Origin of the sequence: Microbispora sp. H13382, assembly GCF_014161445.1 — a bacterium.
GTDB lineage: Bacteria > Actinomycetota > Actinomycetes > Streptosporangiales > Streptosporangiaceae > Microbispora.
This window is the reverse complement of record NZ_JABBXA010000012.1, coordinates 26,379-43,202: the sequence shown is the minus strand read 5'-3', so window position 1 is coordinate 43,202 and position 16,824 is coordinate 26,379. Positions and strand designations below refer to the sequence as shown.

The 16,824-nt window shown below is 72.3% G+C and carries 18 protein-coding genes; 11 read left to right on the top strand and 7 right to left on the bottom strand.

Translation table 11 applies throughout. From position 1 onward, the window contains the following. Nucleotides 1-71 precede the first annotated feature (71 nt). Nucleotides 72-1,082 (bottom strand): alpha/beta hydrolase, encoded by a 1,011-nt coding sequence (locus HHX41_RS23320; protein ID WP_310742136.1) that lies wholly within the window; start codon nt 1,080-1,082, stop codon nt 72-74. Nucleotides 1,083-1,199: 117 nt separating this feature from the next. On the opposite strand from HHX41_RS23320, the gene HHX41_RS23315 reads away from it, so the two are divergent. From HHX41_RS23315 to HHX41_RS23290, 6 genes are all read left to right on the top strand, one after another. Continuing rightward, complete coding sequence (locus HHX41_RS23315; RefSeq protein ID WP_396795049.1) at nt 1,200-3,269, top strand: ATP-dependent DNA helicase UvrD2; 2,070 nt, start codon at nt 1,200-1,202, stop codon at nt 3,267-3,269. 24 nt (nt 3,270-3,293) lie between these two features. After that, a complete protein-coding gene (locus HHX41_RS23310) occupies nt 3,294-4,190 on the top strand; it encodes an acyl-CoA thioesterase II (RefSeq protein ID WP_169987267.1) in 897 nt (298 codons plus the stop codon). A 119-nt stretch (nt 4,191-4,309) separates the two neighbouring features. Next, nucleotides 4,310-4,591 carry a hypothetical protein gene (locus tag HHX41_RS23305; RefSeq protein ID WP_169987127.1) on the top strand — a complete coding sequence of 94 codons (282 nt, stop codon included), beginning with the start codon at nt 4,310-4,312 and terminating at the stop codon, nt 4,589-4,591. Between the two features lie 120 nt (nt 4,592-4,711). Then, nucleotides 4,712-4,975, top strand: coding sequence for a WhiB family transcriptional regulator (locus HHX41_RS23300; RefSeq protein ID WP_079315495.1), 264 nt, complete (start codon nt 4,712-4,714; stop codon nt 4,973-4,975). A 40-nt stretch (nt 4,976-5,015) separates the two neighbouring features. Then, nucleotides 5,016-5,198 carry a hypothetical protein gene (locus tag HHX41_RS23295; protein WP_169987078.1) on the top strand — a complete coding sequence of 61 codons (183 nt, stop codon included), beginning with the start codon at nt 5,016-5,018 and terminating at the stop codon, nt 5,196-5,198. A gap of 251 nt (nt 5,199-5,449) precedes the next feature. Beyond that, nucleotides 5,450-5,926, top strand: coding sequence for a hypothetical protein (locus HHX41_RS23290; RefSeq protein ID WP_182907723.1), 477 nt, complete (start codon nt 5,450-5,452; stop codon nt 5,924-5,926). Between the two features lie 3 nt (nt 5,927-5,929). Here the strand turns inward: HHX41_RS23290 and HHX41_RS23285 are convergent, their stop codons facing one another. The 3 genes from HHX41_RS23285 to HHX41_RS23275 form a co-directional block, all read right to left on the bottom strand. After that, nucleotides 5,930-7,273: an AarF/ABC1/UbiB kinase family protein gene (locus tag HHX41_RS23285; protein WP_169987123.1), complete on the bottom strand. Its 1,344-nt coding sequence runs from the start codon at nt 7,271-7,273 to the stop codon at nt 5,930-5,932. Between the two features lie 197 nt (nt 7,274-7,470). Further along, the gene (locus HHX41_RS23280; protein WP_220504358.1) at nt 7,471-8,370 is read right to left on the bottom strand and encodes a nitrilase-related carbon-nitrogen hydrolase; all 900 of its coding nucleotides are present in this window, start codon (nt 8,368-8,370) and stop codon (nt 7,471-7,473) included. 245 nt (nt 8,371-8,615) lie between these two features. Continuing rightward, nucleotides 8,616-9,704: a ThiF family adenylyltransferase gene (locus HHX41_RS23275; protein ID WP_182907722.1), complete on the bottom strand. Its 1,089-nt coding sequence runs from the start codon at nt 9,702-9,704 to the stop codon at nt 8,616-8,618. Nucleotides 9,705-9,904: 200 nt separating this feature from the next. Here HHX41_RS23275 and HHX41_RS23270 point away from each other — a divergent pair, with 200 nt between their 5' ends. Continuing rightward, nucleotides 9,905-10,420, top strand: a complete 516-nt coding sequence (locus HHX41_RS23270; protein ID WP_169987119.1) for a M48 family metallopeptidase — start codon at nt 9,905-9,907, stop codon at nt 10,418-10,420. Continuing rightward, nucleotides 10,417-10,992, top strand: a complete 576-nt coding sequence (locus HHX41_RS23265; RefSeq protein ID WP_182907721.1) for a DUF2064 domain-containing protein — start codon at nt 10,417-10,419, stop codon at nt 10,990-10,992. Before HHX41_RS23270 ends, HHX41_RS23265 begins: the two co-directional genes overlap by 4 nt. Before the next feature lie 16 nt (nt 10,993-11,008). Here HHX41_RS23265 and HHX41_RS23260 read toward each other — a convergent pair whose 3' ends face one another. The 3 genes from HHX41_RS23260 to HHX41_RS23250 all read right to left on the bottom strand — a co-directional run bounded on the left by HHX41_RS23260 (nt 11,009) and on the right by HHX41_RS23250 (nt 13,927). Beyond that, nucleotides 11,009-12,007, bottom strand: coding sequence for an endonuclease/exonuclease/phosphatase family protein (locus HHX41_RS23260; protein WP_182907720.1), 999 nt, complete (start codon nt 12,005-12,007; stop codon nt 11,009-11,011). 66 nt (nt 12,008-12,073) lie between these two features. Continuing rightward, on the bottom strand, nt 12,074-12,616 hold the full coding sequence (locus tag HHX41_RS23255) for an NUDIX hydrolase (protein ID WP_182907719.1): 543 nt from the start codon (nt 12,614-12,616) through the stop codon (nt 12,074-12,076). A 30-nt stretch (nt 12,617-12,646) separates the two neighbouring features. Then, nucleotides 12,647-13,927 (bottom strand): zinc-dependent metalloprotease, encoded by a 1,281-nt coding sequence (locus tag HHX41_RS23250; RefSeq protein WP_396706168.1) that lies wholly within the window; start codon nt 13,925-13,927, stop codon nt 12,647-12,649. 82 nt (nt 13,928-14,009) lie between these two features. Between HHX41_RS23250 and HHX41_RS23245 the strand changes: the two genes are divergently transcribed. Genes HHX41_RS23245 through HHX41_RS23235 form a run of 3 tightly spaced genes read left to right on the top strand, consistent with a single transcriptional unit; the run spans nt 14,010 to nt 16,637 of the window. After that, entirely contained in the window at nt 14,010-15,080 is a 1,071-nt protein-coding gene (locus tag HHX41_RS23245) for an NAD-dependent epimerase/dehydratase family protein (protein ID WP_310742134.1), read from the top strand. Nucleotides 15,081-15,136: 56 nt separating this feature from the next. Continuing rightward, nucleotides 15,137-15,562, top strand: a complete 426-nt coding sequence (locus tag HHX41_RS23240) for a molybdenum cofactor biosynthesis protein MoaE (RefSeq protein WP_169987110.1) — start codon at nt 15,137-15,139, stop codon at nt 15,560-15,562. 28 nt (nt 15,563-15,590) lie between these two features. After that, complete coding sequence (locus HHX41_RS23235) at nt 15,591-16,637, top strand: PDZ domain-containing protein (RefSeq protein ID WP_182907717.1); 1,047 nt, start codon at nt 15,591-15,593, stop codon at nt 16,635-16,637. Nucleotides 16,638-16,824: the final 187 nt, after the last annotated feature.

Here is a 16,824-nt window from a genome sequence, read left to right as displayed (position 1 = left end):
GTCCCTTTCGTGCGCATCACTGTTGCCGAGAGCAGTCATGGCAACATCGCCGGCGCGCCGGGTGTTCCCGCCTACTGCTGTGGCGAGGACGCCGCGGGCGGCGCGACGCGACCCAGCCTGGCGGTGATCCAGGCCTGGACGCTCTCGGCCACTCCCGGCTCCCGGTAGAGCGGCGCGCTGTGCTGGGTGCCGGCCATCGTCTTGACGATCATCGGAACCCCGACGGTCTGCAGCGACTCCTTGAGCATCTCGCTCTGGTACGGCGGGACGAACTCCTCAGACGAGTGGATGGTGAGCATGGGCGGGTCGCCGGCCGAGGCGTGGAACGGCACCTCCATGCTCGACCAGACGCGCGGGCACTTGGCGGGCACGCAGCCGCCGGCCAGCTTTATGGCCGCCTTGCGCAGCTTCTGCTGCTCCTTGCTGCCGAACGCGCTGCCGTCCGCGAACGCCGACAGCGGCGAGACGGGCGGGGAGATCCCGACGACCCCGCGCAGGCCCGGCCGCCCGTCGCCGTACGCGCCGACGGCGGTGGCGAGGTGGCCGCCGGCGGAGAAGCCGAGCAGCACATAGCGATTGGGGTCGGCGTTGAACATCGCCGCGTGCCTGCGCACGGCGTTGACGGCGGACATGACGTCGGTGCGCTGGGCCGGCCAGGCCGCGTCGCCCGACAGTCGGTAGTCGAGGTTGACGACGGTGTAGCCGAGCTCGGAGTAGCTGCGGGTGATCGAGGTCATGTACTTCTTGTCGCCCCCGGACCACCAGCCGCCGTGGATCACGAACACGATCGGGCGGCGCGGACCGGCGGTGTGCCACCACACGTCCATGATCTGGCGCGCGTGCGAGCCGTACGCGTAGGTGCGGACCCTCGGGCCGTAGGGCGTGGCCGACGGCGAGGGGGAGGCCGACGGGGACGGCGAGGGCGACGGGCTCGCGGAGGTCGTGGGGGACGGGGCGGGGGAAGCGGAGGGGCGGCGGACGGGGTCGCCCGCCGCGGCCGCCTGGGCGGCGGGCGGAGCGAGTATGAGGGCGGCGAGGGCGGCGGTGCCCATGCCTATAGCAGTTCGGACCGCGGTGGCCACGGCGTGTTCCTCCCCGATGTTGCGTCGTGCGCCGACCGGTCGCCGGGACACGCTCGGTCGGCTGCTGGAAGGATGATGCCAGTAACAACGTCCGCAACGCATGTCAGGAGCCGCTCCTTGGACGTCCTCGAGGGTCTGGATCCCGAGCAGCGCGAGGTCGCCCAGGCGGTGCGCGGACCGGTGTGCGTGCTCGCCGGGGCGGGGACCGGCAAGACCCGCGCCATCACGCACCGCATCGCCTATGCCGTGCAGACCGGGGTCGTCGAGCCGCAGGGCGTGCTCGCCGTGACCTTCACGACCCGCGCGGCGGGGGAGCTGAAGCAGCGGCTGCGCGGGCTCGGAGCGCCCGGCGTGCAGGCCCGGACCTTCCATGCGGCGGCCCTGCGCCAGCTCAGCTACTTCTGGCCCAGGGTGGTCGGCGGCGACCCGCCGCAGGTGGTCGAGTCGAAGCTGCCGCTGCTCGTGGAGGCGGCCCGGCGCCTGCGCAGGAACCCCGACCGCGGCGAGCTGCGCGACGTCGCCAGCGAGATCGAGTGGGCGAAGGTCACCCAGGTCGGTCCCGAGGACTACCCGGCCGCCGCCGTCAAGGCCCGCCGCACCCCGCCGATCGCGCCCGAGGAGGTGGCGCGGCTGTACGAGGGCTACGAGAGCCTGCGCCGCCAGCGCAACCTCATCGACTTCGAGACGATCCTCGAGCTCACGGCGGCGGTGATGACCGAGCACCGCGAGGTCGCGACCCAGATCCGCCAGCAGTACCGCTACTTCGTGGTCGACGAGTTCCAGGACGTCAACCCGCTGCAGAAGCTGCTGCTCGACACCTGGCTCGGCGGGCGTGACGACGTGTGCGTGGTGGGCGACCCCAACCAGACCATCTACTCGTTCACCGGCGCGACGCCCCACTATCTGACCAACTTCGCCGTCGAGCACCCCTCGGCCGCCGTGATCAGGCTGGTGCGCGACTACCGCTCGACCCCGCAGGTGGTCACGCTGGCCAACCGCGTCATGGCGCGCTCGCCCCACCGGCTGGAACTGGTCGCCCAGCGGCCGGACGGACCCGAGCCGGCCTTCACCGAGTACGACGACGAGCAGGCCGAGGCGCTCGGCGTCGCGCTCACGGTCAAGAAGCTGATGGCGGACGGCGTGCCCACCCGCGAGATCGCCGTGCTGTTCCGGGTCAACGCCCAGTCCGAGGCGTACGAGCAGGCCTTCACCGACGCCGGCGTGCCGTACCTGCTGCGCGGGGCGGAGCGGTTCTTCGAGCGGCCCGAGGTGCGCCAGGCCGTGGTGCTGCTGCGCGGCGCGGCCCGGTCGGCGGGCGACGAGCCGCTCGCGCCCGCCGTGCACGCGATCCTGTCGGGGATCGGGCTGACCGCCGAGCCGCCCGGGGGCGGCAAGGCCAGGGAGAAGTGGGAGTCGCTCAAGGCGCTCGCCGACCTGGCCGAGGACATGGGGGCCGAGGGCGCCGACCTTCCCCGCTTCGTCGGCGAGCTGGAGCGCAGGGCGATGGAGCAGCACGCGCCGCCGGTCGAGGGCGTGACGCTCGCGTCCCTGCACGCCGCCAAGGGCCTGGAGTGGGACGCGGTCTTCCTCGTCGGCCTCACCGACGGCATGGTCCCGATCGTCTACGCGGAGACGCCGGACCAGGTCGAGGAGGAACGGCGGCTGCTGTACGTCGGGATCACCCGGGCCCGCGAGCACCTGCACCTGTCGTGGGCGCTCGCGCGCTCGCCGGGGGGCCGCCGCGCCCGCAGGCCGTCGCGCTTCCTCGACGGGCTGTCCCCCCGTACGGCGGGCCCGGCCCGGTCCGAGCGGCCCGGGGGAGGGGCCGGCGGACGGGCGAAGCGGTCGGCGGCGCCGCTGCACTGCCGGATCTGCGGCCGGACGCTCGCCGCCGCCGCGGAGCAGAAGCTCGGCCGCTGCGCGACCTGTCCGGCGGACTACGACGAGGCCCTGCTCGAACGGCTCAAGGCGTGGCGCACCGCGGCGGCGAAGGAGGCCAAGGTGCCGGCGTACGTCGTCTTCACGGACGTCACCCTCCAGGCCATCGCCGAGCGGGGGCCCACCTCCGAGGAGGACCTGCTCTCGATCGCCGGAATCGGACGCGTCAAACTTGAGCGGTACGGCGACGCGGTCCTCGAGCTCTGCCGCGGCGCCGACAGTGTTGCCGATAGTGTTACCGACGAGTAATACCCGCGCGTGCTGGAGGCTCCCGTGAACTCGGCCCTGAAGGAGCTGCTGGACCTGCTCGATCTCGAACAGATCGAGCTCGACATCTTCCGGGGGCGCAGCCCGGAGGAGCGCATCCAGCGGGTCTTCGGCGGCCAGGTGGCGGCGCAGGCCCTCGTGGCGGCCGGCCGTACGGTGCCGTCCGACCGGATGGTCCACTCGCTGCACGCCTACTTCATCCGGCCCGGGGACCCGGCCGTCCCGATCGTCTACAACGTGGAGCGGGTGCGCGACGGGCGGTCGTTCACCACCCGGCGCATCACGGCCATCCAGCACGGCAAGGCCATCTTCTCGATGTCGGTGTCGTTCCACATCGACGAGCCGGGCGTGAGCCACCAGGCCGCCCGCATGCCGGAGGTGCCGGCCCCCGAGACCCTGCCGACCTTCCAGAAGCGGATGCTCGACATCGTGGGCGACGAGCCGGGCTGGCGCGAGCTGCTGGCCAAGCCGCGCCCGGTCGACGCGCGGTACGTGAACGCGCTGACCTGGGAGGCCGCCCACGACCCCGCCCTGGTGACCGCCGAGAACAACGTCTGGTTCCGGTACGACGCCGACCTGCCCGACGACCCGCTGCTGCACGTCGTGCTCGCGGCCTACGCCAGCGACTTCACGCTGGTGGACACCGTGCTGCTGGCCCACGGCCTCGCCTGGGGGTCCTCGGCGGTGTCCGGCGCCTCGCTGGACCACGCCATGTGGTTCCACCGGCCCTTCCGGGCCGACGACTGGCTGCTCTACGCCCAGGAGTCGCCCTGGTCCGGGGCGGCACGCGGGCTCGCCCGCGGGCAGATGTTCACCGCCGCCGGAGACCTGGCCGTATCCGTGGTTCAGGAATGCTTGGTGCGGGTGTCGCCCGCGCTCCATCCCGATGTCACGAAGTCGTGAAAATCGCAGGTAGAAAATAGGTTGCCCGCCCTGCCACGGCGGTTTAGGGTCTTGGACAAGTCAGCCGGACGCTTCGGTCCGGCGATCGCACTGAAATGGAGGTGAGTCCAGTGAGGAACATGACGACATCCCGCACGCTGTGGCTCGCCTCCGCATGCCCGGCCGCCATTGTCATGCCGACGAAACTGCGGCGTGGCGAGGCCGCTCCTGCCCAGGCTCTGATCACCGGAGTCGCGGGCTCGGCCGCCTTCGGCGCGTTCGCCCGCCCGGCCAGCCACGGCAACCCCGCCCACCGTCCGGTCTACGTGAACCGGCCGATGAGCGATGAGCAGATCCGCACCGCCGCTCGCGGCGGTGCGCAGGGTCCGCACGACGCCTGGAGAGGACCAGTCATACCCTGACCGGTCTCCATCTCCGGGCCGCGGATCCGCACCAGGATCCGCGGCCTTCTTGTTTGTCGGCCACGAATCCACACCCCAAAACGAGGACACCCAGACCAAACACTCGAAGAGGTGACGCAGATGGCGGCCCCGGTCATGGACCTGATCGAAGCCGAAATCCCCTGTCGTACCGACCCCGACCTGTGGTTCGCCGAGTCCCCCGAGGACGTGGAGTTCGCCAAGGCGCTCTGCGGCGGCTGCCCGATCCAGAAGGCCTGCCTGGCCCGCGCGCTGGAGCGCGAGGAGCCGTGGGGCGTCTGGGGCGGGGAGCTCATCCTGAGGGGGGTCGTCGTACCCCGCAAGCGTCCCCGTGGGCGCCCGCGCAAGTCTCCCGTCGCCGCCTGACCAGCAATTCCAGCGATTTTCCCGGAAGGAACCGATCCAGATGAGCATCTCCCCGACCACCGCCATGTATCTGAATCAAGAACTGGCGCACGAGCGAATACGGACCCTGCACGAGGAGGCGGCGCAGGAGCGGCTGGCCGGCCGGATCAGGAGCGTGCAGAGAGCACGCCGGCAGGCCGAGCGCGCGTCCCGGCGGCTGAGCTCCGCGCTGGCGCGCATGTGACGCGATAGCGTCCACCGCACCAAATCGTCCGACAGCTCGTTCAGATGGGCGGTCCCCGGCGGGACCGCCCATCGTCGTGCTGTGGGTCGCCCGGTCGCCACCCCGAACCGGTAAAGAAGCGATCACCGGACGCACAGAAGATCGTCTGCCGCGAGAGACCCCCGCGATCGCGGGGTATGAGCCGGAGCGCCCCGGGCCGTACGGCCGTACGGGGCAGGCGGAGCGACGCGCGAGCGGTGGGTGGGACTTGGATGGGCGAGCGGACGTCAGGTGCGCTTGATCACGCGGCGGGCGCGCGAGGGCCTGCCGCCACCGCGCTCGGGATCGGCCTCGTGGCCGCTTTCGTGATCGGACTGTGGGGGCCGGCCGCACCGGGAGCCGAGGCCGCACCGACGCCCGGAGCGTTCCGGGCCCGCCATGCCAACGGCCACGGCCACGGTGAGGGTCATGGTGACGGTCATGGTGACGGAGCGACCCAGATCAGCGGGGGAACCGACACCTCGAACGCGCCCGCCATCAAAAGCCCGGTCAAACAGATATCGGCGGGCCGGCACAACGTGAACGCGCCCGCGGCCAACAGCGCCGTCACCTTCGCCGGCGTCCAGCAGGTGTCGAGCGTCAGCGTCTTCACCAACACGCTCAACGGCAACTGCAGGAAGGGGATCAACCGCTGCGTGATCAACCAGACCCTGAAGGCGGTGGAGAGCCGGGGCGGCGCAGGCAGATGACGCTCAGGTCAGGGTGAGCGCGCTGTCCTCCGACTCGCCCGCCTCGTCGCCGAAGCCGGGCACCCAGCGCACGACCTCGTCGCGGAAGCGGGCGGTGGCGCCGAGCTGGCACAGCACGCCGACGCCGGCCGCGTGCACGCGGTGGATCAGCACGTAGGACGCGGGCAGGTTGAGCTGGCGGACCACGTTGTTCGACCGCAGGTCGGCCACGGTCGCCGCCTGCTGCCGCAGCCACTCCCTGCTGAAGGCGAACTCCTCGACCCGGGTCGGCTCGACGTACGGCGCGAGGAAGGCCCGCAGGGCGTCGGGATTGATCTCGATGTGCGGGCGGATGAACCCCTCATCGCGCAGCCCGCGCACGACCGTGTCCATGTCGCCCTGGTTGAAGATGCGCGTGAGCCTGCCGAACACGACGGGGTAGCCGCCGGGCATGCGGTTGACCGCGCCGAAGTCCAGCACGCCGAGCCGTCCGTCCTCCATCAGCCGGAAGTTGCCCGGGTGGGGGTCGGCGTGCAGCATTCCGACCCGGGCCGGAGAGCAGAACAGGAAGCGGACGAACAGCAGGCCGGCGTGGTTGCGCTCCTCCTGCGTGCCATCGGTGATGATCTTGGAGAGCGGGGTTCCCGTCATCCACTCGGTGACGAGGATCTGCTCGTTGGCCGCGATCACGGCGGGCACGTGGAAGTCCGGGTCGTCGCGGAACTCCTCGGCGAACGCGTGCTGGGCCTCGGCCTCCTTGAGGTAGTCGAGCTCCTCGGCGACCCGCTCCTTGAGCTCGGCCAGGACCGGCTTGATGTCCAGACCGGGCAACATGGCGCCGAAGAGCTTGCCGAGCCGCGCGAGCTGGTTGAAGTCGGAGATCAGGGCCTTGCCCGCCCCCGGATACTGGATCTTCACGGCGACCGGGCGGCCGTCGTGCCACACGGCGCGGTGCACCTGCCCGATGGACGCCGCGGCGCTCGGCCGGTCGTCGAACTCCAGGAAGTTCTCCCGCCAGTCGTCGCCCAGTTGCTCGGTCAGGACCCGGTGGACGGTGGCGGCCGGAAGCGGCGGCGCGGCCTCCTGCAGGCGCGTCAGCGTCGCCCGGTAGGGCCCGGCGATCTCGGGTGGCAGCGCGGCCTCGAAGATCGACAGGGCCTGCCCGAGCTTCATGGCCCCGCCCTTGAGCTCGCCGAGCACCTTGAAGATCTGGTCGGCCGTACGCCGCTGGATCTCCTGGGTGACGATCTCCGCGGAGGCGCCACCGAGCCGCCTGCCCAGTCCGAGCGCGGTGCGGCCGGCGAACCCGAGGGGGAGTGTCGCGAGCTTTGCCGAGCGGGTCACGGCACGGTGGGGAAGGTCACTCACACGACCATTGTCGGCGATGAAGGGCGCTTTCAACCACAATTTCCGATCGCCCGGCCGCCCGGGCTTCGGCGGTCGCGAGCCTTTCGGGGAAATAGGCCGCGTATGACATTGGTCACACCAATGCTGTTGTGACACGAGTACCCGCCGGTGAGACGCGTGACGGGCCGCATGGCGGCCGTGCGCGGCGCGCGGCCGGCTCAGGCGGAACCGGGCCGGTCCGTACGTCCGGGGGTGCGCTGACCGGCATGGGCTCCTCGGCGAACCGGGCGGTCCTGCGGTCCCGCTCGTCCCCGAAGCGCCGGGTGAGGATGCCGTACAGCTCCGGCCGCCGAGGTCTCCTCGACGACCCTGCCGTACGGGTCGAGGATCATGGCGTTGCCTGTGCGGACCTCGTCGTCGTCCTGGCCGATCCCGTTGCTGAACAGGATGAACAGGCCGTTGTCGTGGGCGCGCGCGGGCAGCCACCGCATCAGCCACTCGTGTCCGTTCGGCCCGCGCAGCTCGGCCTCGATCGCCTCCGGATCGCTGCTCCTGCGCCGCCACAGCTCCGGCGGGATCGGCCGCATGCCGTGGGGACTGCGAGAGGCGGTGCCACCGGTCTGGTGCGGCGCGAGCAGCACCGAGGCGCCCAGCAGCGCGGTCGCCCGGACGTTCTCCACCAGGTTGTTGTCCCGACAGATGAGGACGCCCGCGCGGAAGCCCCAGGGCGTGTCGAAGACGGTGTAGGAGTCACCGCTGCCGATGGCCTCGTGCTCGAACGCGTGCAGCTTCCGGTGGTGATGGACACGCCCGTCCGGCAGGCAGACCGCGTAGCTGTTGAACAGCCGGCCCTTCTCGTCGATCTCCAGGAAGCCCGCTCCCACAGCCATGCCGTGCTCGACCGCCAGGGCGCGCACGAAGCCGACCGATGGTCCTGTCAGTGGCTCGGCCAACTCCCGCAGCCGCCCGGCGGTGTGCCGGCGCAGGTGCCAGTAGCCCAGCACGCACATCTCCGGGAAGGCGATGACGTGGGCTTCGTCCGGCTCCCCGTCGGTGACGAGTGGCAGCACCTGACGATCGGCACCGACCGGCTCGCGCTCGCCGCGACCGAGCGGCACGGTCCTCCGCCTTCCGCCGCGGCGGATCTCCCGGGGTGGGCCGCGGGGCACGGCGTCGTACCGACGGTGACGATCACCCGATCGACCACCCGGCCGCGGTCTGGCGGATGGGCGTCGCCTGGAACGGAGAGCGTCGCACCGCCGTGATCCGCAATTTCCTGGAGGTGGTCAGGGACGTCTGCGCCGTATGAGGGGTCGACGAGGTGCCGGCCCCGGCGCGGCGTGCGCGCCGGCCGGGCGGTGGTTCACGCCGCCTGCCCGGGAGCGCGCGGCGCGATCACGGCTGCGCCGATCAGGTCGCTGCGGACGCAGCCGCAGTCGGGGTGCGGCTCGCAGGCGCGGTGCCGCCAGCGCCATCCGGGCGACACCTCCAGCAGGCCCTCCGGCACGCGTCCCTCGTCGAGATAGGCCAGAGCCTGACCCGCCGCCTGCGCGGCCACGAGACAGGACAGCACGACGTCGCAGGCGATCTCGCCCGCCGGATAACCCCCGAGCCGGGCGCCCACGAGGGGCCAGGACGGGTCCCGGTCACGGCGGGTGAGATCGAGGCAGCGCAGGCAGGGGGTGAGCCCGGGGACGACGAAGGGCCCCACCGAGCCGTGGCCCTCGAACGCGCAGACGAGCAGGTGCGCCACCCCCTCGGTCACGATCTCGTGGACCAGCGTGGCGTCGAGCGGGGCGGCGGGCGCGAGGATCACGAGATCCGGGCGCACACCGCCGTCGGACAGGCGGGAGGCGGCCCGGCCGGGCCAGGCGTTGACGGCGGGGGACATCCGCCGGGCCGCGAGCACGGCGGCCTCCTCGCGGGTCATCCCCGTCTCCGCGCGGCCGATTCCGCCCGGGACCACGTCGCCCGCGGTGGCCGTGCCGGGATCGACCACGCAGATGTGGCCCACTCCGGCGGCGGCGAGCAGGCTGACGACCCGGGCGCCGACCCGGCCCGCGCCGTACACGCGAACCCGCGCCGCCCTGCGCGCGGACAGGGCGCTCATGCCGCCGTCGGCGGCGGTCAGCGACAGCCTGTCCAGGTCGGGACGGAGGCGGTCCCGATCGGCCAGAGTCAGGTCCGCCAGGGGCTCCGGCCGGGCCGCGGCGTCCTCGATCAGGCCGTGCGCGGCGAGCCGGGCGACCACCTCCTGGGCGGCGGACTCGTCGAGGCCGCTCCCGGCCACCGCCTGCCGGAGGGTGCGGGTGCCGTCCAGGCCGTCGATCAGGCGGCGCACGGGCGGCTCGACACCGGTCAGCACGACGGCCCGCAGCGGATGGACGCCGAACTGCAGCGTGCGGCCGTCCCGCTCGATCCGGCGCAGGACGGGCTTCAGACGAGGTCTCATAGTCGCCAGACCATGCCATACACCGGCCGGGCCGGGCGCCGGAACCAGCGGGGCTGTGGATAATTACCGGGGTGTTCGTGGTTGGTGAATATCCGCAACCCCGTAGTTTTCACGCCCGCAAGGTCACGTTCGCCCGATTGACCAGGGAGAACGTGTATCACCCCCTGTGGAATTCGGCGCGTGTCGGCTACCTTTCATATGTGCCCCCCGAGACAGTCGAGGTTCGTCGGAGCGCACGACGGCGGCGAACCGTTTCCGCGTACCGCGATGGAGACAAGACCATCGTGCTGCTTCCGGCCGGTCTGAGCACGACCGACGAGGAGCAATGGGTACGCCGCATGCTCGACCGCCTAGCGGCCAAGGAGCAGCGAAGACGCCCGAGCGACGACGACCTGCTCGAACGGGCGACAGAGCTCTCCGCGCGCTACCTCGACGGCAAGGCCATGCCGGCCAGCGTGCGGTGGGTGGAGAACCAGCTCCACAGATGGGGTTCGTGCACGCCAGACCACGGCACGATCAGGCTGTCGGCCCGGCTGCGGGGCATGCCGGCCTGGGTCGTCGACTACGTCATCATGCACGAGCTCGTCCACCTGCTCGTGCCGAGTCACGGCCCGCGGTTCTGGGCCCTCGTCGAGCGCTACCCCCGGGCGGAACGCGCGCGGGGCTTCCTGGAGGGCTTCTCGATGGCGGCCAACGGCGCCCCGGAGGAGTGTTGACCCGGATCGCCGCGGTGCTGGTCACGCCGGGCATGGCGGACGCGGCTCCGCCCGGCGTCGATCCGGCCGCGTTCCTGACGGCGATCGCCGAGGACACCTACGAGATGGTCGCCGGGCTCGAACTGGTGCGGCCGGTGATCCTGTCGGCCGGAGTGCCGGGGCTCGAGGACATCGCCTGGCCGGGCACGCCCGTCCTGCCCATCGCCTCTCCCGCCGAAGCGTTCGCGGCGCTTCCACCGGGGGAGGAGGCGGTGGTCGTCGGTGCCGACGCCCCCGACCTGCCGCCCCTGCTGATCGGGAAGCTCTTCCGGGAACTCGGCCGGGCGCACCTCGCGGTCTGCCCGGCGGAGGGCGGCGGCGCGGTCGCCGTGGCGGCGCGGCTGCCGGTCTCCGGCTGGGCCGCGCCGGATCTCGACGAGCCCGACGTCGTCGCGGCGATGCGCCGCAGGGCGCCCGGTCCCCGCATGGTCGCCACGGGTCCCGGCTGGCACCGGCTCAGGAAGCCGCAGGACGTGGCCCGCCTCGACCCCGGCCTCGAAGGCTGGGACAACACCCGGGCCCTGCTGACCTGAGTCCTGCTCGTAGGGGTCACAGGCGTCCGGGCAGGCGAAGCTCGGCGAACAACGCCCGGTGGTCGCTGCCCGGGACTGTGTGGACCCCGGTCCGCACGGCCGACGCCCTCCGGTCGTACATCACATGGTCGATCGTGATCAACGGCGGGTACCGCCGGTTCGCCGGCCAGGTGGTGGTCAGGCCGTCGCCGGTCGCGTCGGCCGCGTCCGCGTAACCCCGCCCGAGCACCGCGCGCAGGGCCGAGTGGTCGAGGCTCGCGTTGAAGTCACCGGCCAGGACGCGTACGACGCCGGGGGAAGCGGCCGGGAGCGCCGCCAGCTCGGCGGTCCACTGGGCGACGTCACCATTGCTCAGCGGCGCGAGCGTGTGCACGTCGACGATCTCCACAGGCGGCCCGGACGGCAGGGCGAGGCGAGCCCTCGGCATGTTGTGACCGCCCTCGGGCGCGAAGCCGGGCGCCTTCGTCAGGGGATGGCGCGCGTATATCCCGCTGCCCGAGGGCCCGGGCCCGTCCTCCAGGTGCCGGTACGGCAGGAGCCTCCCCAGGCCCGCCGCGTCCAGCGCCCCGACGGCCTCGGGAGTGAGCTCCTGGGTGGTGAGCACGTCCGGTTCGAGCCCGCGTACGAGGTCCACCACGGTCGCGGCGTCGCCGCTGCCGAAGAAGAGGTTGACCGTGAGGATCCGCAGCGACGGCCCGGTGGCCGTGGGGGCCGTTTCGGCCGCGCGGGGCAGGACCACGGCCGCCAGCAGGACCGACGACGCCACCGCCACCGCGATCACGGCCGGGCGGCGGGCGGCCAGCGCGACCAGGACCGCCGCGAGCGACGCGGCCGCGACGTGCGGTGTGCCCGTCATCAGCGCGACGGCGGCTCCCCCGATGCGATCGACGCCGGCGAGCCGGGCCGCGGCCCAGAGCGCGAACGGCGCCGCCGCGACCCACGCCAGGCGCGGGGAGACCCGCAGCCCGCGGCGCGGGGGAGAGACGATCTCGCCGCCCACGTCCAGCTTCGTCATGGGGGTGACCCTAGCCACCGGTTGTGCGACGCGGTGTGAGGGAGACGTGCACGAACGGTGCAGAAGTCAGGCGCGGCACAGGGACCGGGCGCGGCGGGCCAGGCGCCGGGTGGCCTCGTCGCTCAGCTCCGGAATCTCCTCCACCGGGAACCAGCGCAGGTCGAGGGACTCCTCGCTGATCACCGCCTCGGCCCCCGGCGGCGCGACCGCGCCGTACTCGACGTCGAGATGCCAGCTGTGCGGCGGGTGGCACCAGACCTTGTGCCGGTCGAGGGCGAGCGGCCCGTCCAGCAGGACCAGCCCGGGGATGCCCGACTCCTCGGTGGCCTCGCGCAGGGCGACCTGCGCGAGCGTGGTGTCGGACCTCTCGCAGTGCCCGCCCATCGGCAGCCACATCCCGGCCTTGGGGTGCAGGGTCAGCAGCACCCGTTCGCCGTCGTGCGACAGCACGGCCGTCGTCGCCGTGAGGTGGCCGGGAGCGCACTCGCGCCACATCGCGTCGTCGTGGTCGCGCAGGTGCCTCAGGAACTCCTCGCGGAGCCCCTCCTCCTCGGGGGTGGGCGCGACCCATCCGGCCAGTACGGCGTGCGCGTCACGGTGCAGGCTCACCGGCGCAGCCTACCGACAGCCGGCGGACTCCTACTTGCCGGTCTCCTCCGGGCCCCGCTCTCCGGGCTCCCCGGGCTCTCCGGGCTCGTCCAAGGCGGACAGGTCGAACTCGGCCTCGCCCTTCACGAACGACTCGGGGTTGTCCAGGTCGTCCGCCGTCGGCATCAGGTCGGGGTGACCCCAGACGGCGTCCCGGCCCTCGATCCCGCGCTCGTCGCCCAGGGCCTTCCACAGGGCTGCCGCCTCACGCAGCCGTCTCGGGCGCAGCTCGAGGCCCACCAGCGTGGCGAAGGTCCGCTCGGCCGGGCCACCCGTGGCACGGCGGCGCCGTAGCGTCTCGGCCAGGGCCACGGCGGACGGGAGCTTGCCCTGGGCGGCGGCGTCGACCACCGTGGCCACCCAGCCCTCGACCAGCGCGAGCGCGGTCTCCAGGCGGGTGAGCGCGGCCTTCTGCCGCTCGGTCTCCTCGGGCTTGAGCAGCTCGCCGCCCCCCAGGACCTCCTGGATCCGCTCCGGGTCGCTGAGGTCGAGCCCCTGCAGCTTGTCCTGCAGGGCGGACACGTCCACCGTGATGCCCTGGGCGTACTCCTCGACCGTGCCGAGCAGGTGCGCCCGCAGCCACGGGACGTGCTGGAAGAGCCGGTGGTGCGCCGCCTCGCGCAGCGCCAGGTAGAGCCGGATCTCGTCCGAGGGCGTCTCCAGGCCGCTGCTGAAGGCGGCGACGCCCCCGGGCAGCAGGGCGGCGGTGTCGGACAGGGGCAGGCCGATGTCGGAGGAGCCGACCACCTCGCGGGCGAGCGAGCCGAGGGCCTGGCCGATCTGCTGGCCGACCATCATGCTGCCCATCTGCCTGAGCATGCCCATGAGCGGCCCGGCCATGGCCTGTGCCTCGGGGGGCAGGCCCGCCCCGCCGAGCGTGCCGCCCATCGTCTCCACCATCTGGGCGGCGACGGGATCGCACAGCTGCTTCCAGACCGGGATCGTCTTCTCGATCCACTCCGACCGGCTCCAGGCCTGCGGGACGCTCACGCCGCTCGGCAGCGTGGTCACCTCGTTGAGCCACAGGTCGGCCAGGTTGAGGGCCTCGACGATCTGGCGTCGCTCGCCCTCCATGACGCTCGGATCGCCCTCGGCGACCACGGCGTGCCGTGCGATGTTCTTCGCCATGTCCCAGTTGACGGGCCCGGCCTCCGGGGAGGCGGACAGCATGTCGGCGAACTGCCGCATGGCCGCGGCGATCTGCTCCGGGCTGCCGAACATGGCGAACGGATTGTCGTTGGGGTCGTTTTCGCGACCTGGCAGGTCAGTCACCGCGCCACCTCGTGCAGGATGGAGGAGTCCACATCCGCCACGTTATCCGCCGTGGGGCGGATCAGTGCAAAGTGAGGACCTCGTGCCTACCTCGAAACGCCTGCGTCCCCCCGTCGTCGCCGTCACCGGCGCCGCCTCCGGTCTCGGCCGGGCGTTCCTCGCGAAGGTGGCCTCGTCTGCGGATTTCCGCCGTGTGGTGGCCATCGACGAACAACGCGGCGACGTCCCGGACGTCACCTGGCGGGTCCTCGACATTCGTGATCCGCTCTTGGCGAACCGGATCTCCGATGTGGACGTCCTGGTGCATCTCGGCACGGACGAGTCGCTCGACACCGATCCCGCCGAGCGCCGCCGCTACAACCTGCGCGCCGCCCAGACCGTGCTCACGGCCTGCGCCGCGGCCCGGGTGCGGCGGGTCGTGCTCGTGACGAGCGCCATGGTGTACGGCGCCGCCGCCGACAACCCGGTGCCCCTGCCCGAGGACGCCCCGGTCGCGGCCGAGCCCGACACCGGCCTGGTGGGCGACCACCTGGAGATCGAGGCGCTGGTACGGCGGTCGCTGCGGGCGCACCCGGGCCTGGAGGTGACCGTGCTTCGGCCCGCCGCCCTGGTCGGGCCGGGCGTCGACACGGTCATCACCCGCCACTTCGAGGCGCCCCGGCTGCTGGTGGTGAAGGGCTGCCTGCCGCGCTGGCAGTTCTGCCACGTCGACGACCTGGTCTCCGCGCTGGAGGCCGCCGCCCTGGGCAGGGTCGGCGGGGTCGTGGCGGTCGGCTCGGAGGGCTGGCTGGAGATGGAGCAGGTGGAGGAGATCTCCGGCCTGAAGCGGTTCGAGCTGCCCGCGGGTGTGACGTTCGGCACCGCGCAGCGGCTGCACCGGCTCGGCATCACGCCGACCGCCGCGACCGACCTCCACTACGTCGTCTATCCCTGGGTGGTCGACGGCGTGGCGCTGCGGGAGGCGGGCTGGAAGGCGGCCTGGACCAACGAGGCGGTCCTGCGTGAACTGCTCGAACTGTCCGCGGGCAGGCACGCCGTCGTCGGCCGCCGCCTGTCGGGCAAGGAGGCCACGATCACCGCCGCGGGCGCGACCGTCGCGGTGATAGGCACGGCCGCGATCGTCCGCGCCGCTCGCCGCAAGCGCCGCACCTGACTGCGCCGCACCTGACTGCGCCGCATCTGATCCTGCTCAGGCACTAACCTCGGACCGTGGACGTCATCCGATTGCTGGGCATTCGCGACACCCCGCTGTCCGTGGACGAGGTGCTGGGCGCGGTGGAGGACCACGCGGCGGGAGGCACGGCGGTGTTCGTCGGCACGGTGCGCGAGCAGGACGGCGGCAGGCCGGTGACGCTCCTGTCGTATTCGGCGCACCCGTCCGCCGAGGAGCAGTTGCGCAGGGTCGCGGAGAAGGTGGCGGCCGACCACCGGGTGACGGCGCTGGCGGCCGTCCACCGGGTGGGCGACCTGCGCCTGGGGGAGATCGCCGTCGTCGTGGCGGCCGCCTGCCCGCACCGCGGCGAGGCGTTCGAGGCCTGCCGCAGACTGATCGACGACCTCAAGCACGAGGTGCCCATCTGGAAGCACCAGGTGTTCGCCGACGGGGGCGCCGAGTGGGTCGGCGCCTGCGATTAGCGCGACGCGGAACGCATAGAGTTCGTCCATGTCCCGACGCGCTCTGACCCTTCTGGTCGCGGGTTTCCTCGCGCTCGCGTTGGCCGTGATCGGCGCCATGCTCCCCGTGCCGTACGTCGTGCTGAGCCCGGGCCCCACCGAGAACACGATCGGGGACGTCAAGGGCAAACCGGTCATCGCGATCTCGGGCCGCGAGACCTACCCCACACAGGGCAGGCTGAGCCTGGTCACCGTGGCCTACCAGGGCGGGCCGGACAACCGTCTCGACCTGATCACCGCGCTGCGCGGCTGGCTCGACCCGACGATCGCCGTGGTGCCGGAGGAGACGCTGTTCCCGAAGTCGACCTCGGCCGAGCAGGTCGAGGAGCAGAACGTCCAGGAGATGACCGACTCGCAGCAGTCGGCCACCGCCGCCGCGCTGAACGCGCTGAAGATCCCCATCGAGAAAGTGGTCACGATCGCGCAGACCGACAAGGGGACGCCGGCCGACGGGAAGCTCAAGCCCGGAGACGAGATCACGGCGGTGGACGGCGCCGCGGTGGGCGAGCTCGGGTCCGTCGCGGCGTCCGTGCAACGCCACAAGCCGGGAGAGCCGGTGACGTTCACCGTGCGGCGAGGCGGCGCCTCGACCGAGGTGCCGGTCGGCACGGTGGCGGGCAAGGACGGCAAGGCCAGGGTCGGCGTGCAGATGCGGGCGAGCTACCGGTTCCCGTTCAAGGTCGACATCAGCGTCGGCGAGGTCGGCGGGCCGAGCGCCGGACTGATGTTCTCACTGGGCATCTACGACAAGCTGACACCCGGGGCGCTCACCGGGGGCATGTCGATCGCCGGCACCGGGACGATCGACCCGGCCGGCAACGTCGGCCCGATCGGCGGGATCGAGCAGAAGATGGTCGGCGCGCGCCGGGCCGGCGCCACGGTCTTCCTCACGCCCGCGGGCAACTGCGCGGCCGCCGTCAAGGCCGTGCCCTCCGGGCTGCGCCTGGTGCGGGTCGAGACGCTGGACGGCGCGATCAAGGCGATCGACTCCCTGCGCGGCCGCTCGGGCGAGGTCCCCTCCTGCCCGGCCGCCTGAGCGTACGCGGGGGGCGCGTGGCCTGTGACCTGCCGGTCTTGGCTGTGAGCGGCATCGTGATAACGATCAGATCCGTTACCACGACCGCGCTCCTCGCAGTGTAGGTTTCCTAGCACGGACCGTTGCCCTCTGACAATCCTGGCCCTACACAATCCGAGACAAGGGGTTGAGCGTTGAGCTTCCGGAG

Excerpts from the sequence above, each read along its gene's own strand:
- HHX41_RS23305 (WP_169987127.1), top strand. The coding sequence starts at position 4,310 with ATGACGACATCCCGCACGCTGTGGCTCGCCTCCGCATGCCCGGCCGCC.
- HHX41_RS23300 (WP_079315495.1), top strand. The coding sequence starts at position 4,712 with ATGGCGGCCCCGGTCATGGACCTGATCGAAGCCGAAATCCCCTGTCGT.
- HHX41_RS23295 (WP_169987078.1), top strand. The coding sequence starts at position 5,016 with ATGAGCATCTCCCCGACCACCGCCATGTATCTGAATCAAGAACTGGCG.
- HHX41_RS23290 (WP_182907723.1), top strand. The coding sequence starts at position 5,450 with ATGGGCGAGCGGACGTCAGGTGCGCTTGATCACGCGGCGGGCGCGCGA.
- HHX41_RS23275 (WP_182907722.1), bottom strand. The coding sequence starts at position 9,704 with ATGAGACCTCGTCTGAAGCCCGTCCTGCGCCGGATCGAGCGGGACGGC.
- HHX41_RS23260 (WP_182907720.1), bottom strand. The coding sequence starts at position 12,007 with ATGACGAAGCTGGACGTGGGCGGCGAGATCGTCTCTCCCCCGCGCCGC.
- HHX41_RS23235 (WP_182907717.1), top strand. The coding sequence starts at position 15,591 with ATGTCCCGACGCGCTCTGACCCTTCTGGTCGCGGGTTTCCTCGCGCTC.